This is a genomic window from Tardiphaga sp., assembly GCF_028290785.1.
In the GTDB taxonomy this organism is placed as follows: Bacteria; Pseudomonadota; Alphaproteobacteria; order Rhizobiales; family Xanthobacteraceae; genus Tardiphaga.
The window spans coordinates 1-3934 of record NZ_JAQGJD010000226.1 but is presented as its reverse complement, the minus strand read 5'-3'; the positions used below and the strand labels follow the sequence as shown (position 1 = coordinate 3934).

The 3934-nt window shown below is 64.2% G+C and carries 4 protein-coding genes; 3 read left to right on the top strand and 1 reads right to left on the bottom strand.

From position 1 onward, the window contains the following. On the bottom strand, positions 1–788 hold a 788-nt coding region (locus JWR89_RS13765; RefSeq protein ID WP_299717045.1), incomplete at its 3' end, for a universal stress protein. 310 nt (positions 789–1098) lie between these two features. On the opposite strand from JWR89_RS13765, the gene JWR89_RS13760 reads away from it, so the two are divergent. The 3 genes from JWR89_RS13760 to JWR89_RS13750 all read left to right on the top strand — a co-directional run. Then, the gene (locus tag JWR89_RS13760) at positions 1099–2235 is read left to right on the top strand and encodes an ABC transporter permease (protein WP_299717043.1); all 1137 of its coding nucleotides are present in this window, start codon (positions 1099–1101) and stop codon (positions 2233–2235) included. A gap of 2 nt (positions 2236–2237) precedes the next feature. Continuing rightward, on the top strand, positions 2238–3017 hold the full coding sequence (locus tag JWR89_RS13755) for an ATP-binding cassette domain-containing protein (protein ID WP_299717041.1): 780 nt from the start codon (positions 2238–2240) through the stop codon (positions 3015–3017). A gap of 3 nt (positions 3018–3020) precedes the next feature. Next, positions 3021–3934 (top strand): MlaD family protein (locus JWR89_RS13750; protein WP_299717039.1); only part of this gene is annotated, 914 nt, incomplete at its 3' end.

Sequence of the window (3934 nt, the reverse complement as noted above, 5' to 3'; positions counted from 1 at the left end):
CGCGTGGTCCCGCCGAGGATGTACTCGCCGAGCCGGGAGTGACCGTAGCCGCCCATCACAAGATAGTCGCTGCCGAGATCCGCGGCGGCGGACAGGATCGTGCTGTGAACATCCGCGGGTTCAGCGGTCGCATGCTGCACCTTGGCGTCCAATCCGTAGCGATCGAGATGGCTCACCAGATGTTCCAGGCTGGCGTCGGCGGCCGGCGCGTCCGCATGACGGATTGAAATGGCGTCGATCGTCTGCGCCCTGCGCAGAAAAGGCATGGCGTCGTGCAACGCGCGGGCCGCAGCCCGCCCGCCGTCCCAACAGACGAGCGCCCGCGCCGTCTTGAACGGACCGCGATGGATGTGAGGCACGAGCAACATCGGGCGTCCGGATTGAAGCAGCACCGCTTCTGCCAGCTGGCTGTCGTGGGTCGGCCGCGAGGCGTCGGGCTGCGTTACGATGCTGAGAGCGAACAACCGCGAGATCGCCGCCAGGGCCTGATTGGCGATCCGAGGCGTATCCGACATGCAGCCGGTCGTCACCCGGATACGTTCCGCTTGTGCAGCAGCTTCAAACTGCGCGAGCCGGTCGTTGGCGGCCTGCGAATCGGTATTGTATTCGGTGGGCAACGCAAATTGCGCAGCGGACGCGCTGACGGGAATGGCTGGATTGATGACCTGATAGGTGGCGACCAGCCCCTGCAGCTCCGCGCCAAATATCTTCGCCAGCGAGATTGCGCAATCGAGGGCAGGCTCGACCGGCCGATCGACCGGAAGATGGACAGCGATGTCTTTGATCACGGCGACCTCCGAATGTCTGACGTCCAACGCGAAAGCGGGCGCGTCCTACTTGTCGCCCGGCGGCGTCGCAACGGACTTGATCCTGGTCAAACATGATATCGCACGAGCTATATGGATTGGCGGATCGGATCGGGCCGGACCTAGATATTGAACGCGCGACAGACCCCCGTTCACAGCGAATATTCCGAGATCGGAACCGATCTCGATCCGGCGCCTTATCTGCTGCGTCTGGTGAGCCTTGATGCATGTCAAAAGCGCCGCCGCGGTGCGGCGTTAGAATACCGCGGTCTTACACATCGAGGATAGCGGCTTGGCAACGGCACCTGTATTAACGGCCATCTCTATCGGCGACGCGGTAAAGCTACAGCCCGGTGGCTCGTGGATAGCGGCCAATGTGGCTGTGCTGGAAAAGCTGGCCGCTGATATTGCGCCGCAACTCGATCGCGCCGCCGCCGTGACCATGGATATTTCCGGTGTGCGCGAACTCGACACCCTGGGCGCATGGCTGCTTGAAAAGATCACACGAAGGGCCGCGCATGCCGGCCGTGCGGCCGACGTCGTCGGCGTCGCCGACAAATATGCGGGCCTCATCGAGGAGGTCAGTCAGGTCAACCGCCACAACCTCGCGCCGCCTGTGGCGCGCAATCCGATCGCCGCGAAGCTTGCCGATCTCGGAACCGCCGCGTTCGACACCGGCGAAGACGTCGTGGTGTTCCTGCAGATGCTGGGGGCCTTGTGTTTCGCGGCGTTGCGGGTTTTACGCCGGCCAAGGGCGCTGCGGCTGACCTCGCTGACCTATCAGCTCTATCGGGTCGGCTGGCAGGCTATTCCCATTGTCGTGCTGATCACCTTCCTGATTGGTGCAATCATCGCCCAGCAGGGCATCTTCCATTTTCGCAAGTTCGGCGCGGACTCCTATGTCGTCGATATGGTCGGCATTCTGGTGCTGCGCGAACTGGGTGTGCTGATCGTCGCCATCATGGTCGCCGGGCGCTCGGGCAGCGCCTATACCGCCGAACTGGGCTCGATGAAAATGCGCGAGGAGATCGATGCGCTTTCCACCATGGGCCTCGATCCCATCGATGTGCTGATCCTGCCGCGCATTGTCGCCCTGATCCTGGCTCTGCCTGTCCTCGCTTTCATCGGGTCGATGGCCGCGCTGTATGGCGGCGGCCTGGTGGCGTGGTTTTATGGTGGCATGGGCCCGGCAATCTACATCGCCCGGCTGCACGATGCGGTGTCGATCGCCAGTTTCGAGGTCGGCATGATCAAGGCGCCGTTCATGGCGCTGGTGATCGGCATCGTCGCCTGCAGCGAGGGGTTGCGGGTAAAAGGCAGCGCGGAGTCGCTCGGCAAGCAGACCACGACGTCGGTGGTGAAATCGATTTTTCTGGTGATCGTACTCGACGGGCTGTTCGCGATCTTCTTTGCATCGGTCGGAATGTGACGATGCAGGATTCGGCCGGCCCATTTGCTATTCGCGTCAGCGACCTCGTGGTTGGCTTCGGCAAGCGCGTGGTGATCGATCACCTGGCGCTGGATGTGCGTCGCGGCGAAATTCTCGGCCTGGTCGGCGCTTCCGGCGGCGGCAAGTCGGTTCTGATGCGCACTATCATCGGGCTTGTGCCGCCGCAGGGCGGCACGATCGAGGTGATGGGGGTGACGATCGGTTCGACCCATGAGCGCCGCACCCAGACGGCGGCCGGCCGATGGGGCATCCTGTTTCAGCAGGGCGCGCTGTTCTCGTCGCTGACGGTGCGGCAGAACGTGCAGTTTCCGCTACGTGAAAACCTGACCATGTCCGACGCGCTGCTCGACGAGATCGCCAATGCCAAGCTGGAAATGGTCGGGCTGCAGCCGGAAGACGGCGACAAATTCCCGTCCGAACTATCGGGCGGCATGATCAAGCGTGCCGCGCTGGCACGCGCGCTGGCGCTGGATCCGGCGATCGTGTTTCTCGACGAACCGACCTCGGGTCTCGATCCGATCGCCGCCGGCGATTTCGACACCCTGATCAAGACGCTGCAGAAGACGCTGGGGCTTACCGTGTTCATGGTCACCCACGACCTCGCCAGCCTGAATACCGTCTGTGACCGCGTCGCGGCCCTCGCCGACGGAAAAATCGTCGCCATCGGGCCGATGCCCGAACTATTGCAATCCGAGCATCCCTGGGTGCGGGCCTATTTCCACGGCAAGCGCTCGCTGATGCTGCAACCGAGAATGAATTGAGCCATGGAAACCCGTGCCCCCTTTGTCATTGTCGGAGCCTTCGTGTTGGCGGCCATCGGCGCTGTATTCGGCTTCGTCTACTGGCTGCACAACTCCGGCGGCCTCGGCCCGCGCACCGACTATCACGTCCAGTTCGAGGGATCGGTGCCAGGCCTGCTGGTCGGTGCCGGCGTGTTGTTCAATGGCATTCGCGTCGGCGAAGTCACCGCTCTGGCGCTGGCGTCGGACAATGCGCGCCGCGTCGATGCGACGATTTCGGTGGCAGCGGCCACGCCGGTGCGGCCCGATACCAGGGTCGGCCTGGAGTTTCAGGGGCTGACAGGCGTGCCTGTGGTGGCGCTGGAAGGCGGCAAGCTCCCGGCCGGGGGCGCCAAAGTGACGACCTTGATCGCTGATACCGGCGCCGGCCAGAGCATGACCCAGGCGGCGCGCGACGCGCTTCGCCGGGTCGACTCGGTGCTGGCGGATAACGCCGACCCGCTGAAGAACACCATTGCCAACCTGCAGGTGTTTTCCGAGGGCCTGGCGCGCAACACCGGGAAGCTCGATGGCATCGTCGCCGGTCTTGAGAAAATGACCGGCGGTGGTGCGGCGGCGGCACCCAAAACGACTTACGATTTGCGCGCGGCGCGCGCCGCTGCGGCGCCGGGGCAGGCGCTCAAGGTCCAGCTCGGACTTCCGGAACCGACCGCCGTCGCGATGCTGCAGACCCAGCGCTTCCTGTTTTCGCCCGCGAAGGAAATGCCCGCGTTTGCCGACGCCATGTGGGCCGACAGCATTCCCAAACTGCTGCAGGCGCGCCTGATCGAGGGCTTCGAGAACTACGACCTCGCCCACGCGCCGCTGCGCGCGGCGGACGCGCCGCCGGCGGATGCGCAGTTGCTGATCGACGTCCGGCGGTTCGACATCGCGCTGGA